The sequence below is a fragment of the Plantactinospora sp. A48 genome (assembly GCF_055793945.1).
In genome coordinates this window covers 1-874 of sequence record NZ_JBTIXF010000146.1, presented here as the reverse complement: position 1 = coordinate 874, position 874 = coordinate 1, and the positions used below count along the sequence as shown (strand labels likewise).

Here is an 874-nt window from a genome sequence, read left to right as displayed (position 1 = left end):
GCTAGTGCCTCGTCATGCGGCCTTGAAGGGGTAATCCGGGTGGCGGATCTTGGACTTGGTAGCGTATCCCGTTTTCGGGCGGGTCCGCTGGTTGTGCCAGCGGATGTAGTGACCGATCGCGGCGTCCTGCTCGGCGTGGGTGCGGTGGTCGGTGCCGTTGAGGGCGAAGTAGCGCAAAGCGGCGAACTCGGCTTCGATCCAGTTCAGCCAGGAACTGTATGTCGGCAGGAAGACCAGTTCAACGTCGTTGGCTTGGCACCAGGCCCGGACGGTGGGGTGCTTGTGCGGGGAGAAGTTGTCCAGGATCAGGTGCAGCGTCTGCCCTGGCCAGCGGCGCCGCAGGCTCTTGAGGAAGTCGAGGAACTCGCTCGATCGTTTCCGGTCCCGGATCCGGTAGTGGATTCTTCCGGTGGCCAGGTCGAGGCTGGCGATCATGTGCCGGACACCGTGGTCACGGTGGTAAGTCGCCCGGAGTCGGACCGGTTTGCCCTGCGGTTTCCAGGCTTTGCCCGGCCGGGGCTGCAGGTTCAGCGGCCCGAACTCGTCGACGCAGATGACCCGGCCGCCGGCCGGTGGATGGTCGTAGAGGTCGAGGACCCGGCGCATCTTGGCGGTGAAGTCCGGGTCGTTGCTGGCCTTCCACATCTTCGACGTCTGCCAGGTGACGCCGCGTTCGTGCAGGATCCGCCGGACGGTCTCGATGCTGATCGTGTCCACCTGGCCGGTGGCGATCAGGTAGTCACGCAGCTTGGACAGCGACCAGGTCGAGAACGGCTGGCCGAGGAAGCGGGGGTCACACCGGGCGATCACGCAGATCCAGTCGCGGGTCTGCTCATTGATCTTGTTCGGTGTGCCCCCTCTCCATTTTGGGTCC

General features: G+C 64.9%; 1 protein-coding gene. It reads right to left on the bottom strand.

Going from position 1 to position 874, the window contains the following annotated elements:
• Nucleotides 1–12: 12 nt before the first annotated feature.
• A partial coding sequence (locus ACXN5W_RS30365) for an IS630 family transposase (protein ID WP_473161816.1) occupies nucleotides 13–874 on the bottom strand: 862 nt, incomplete at its 5' end.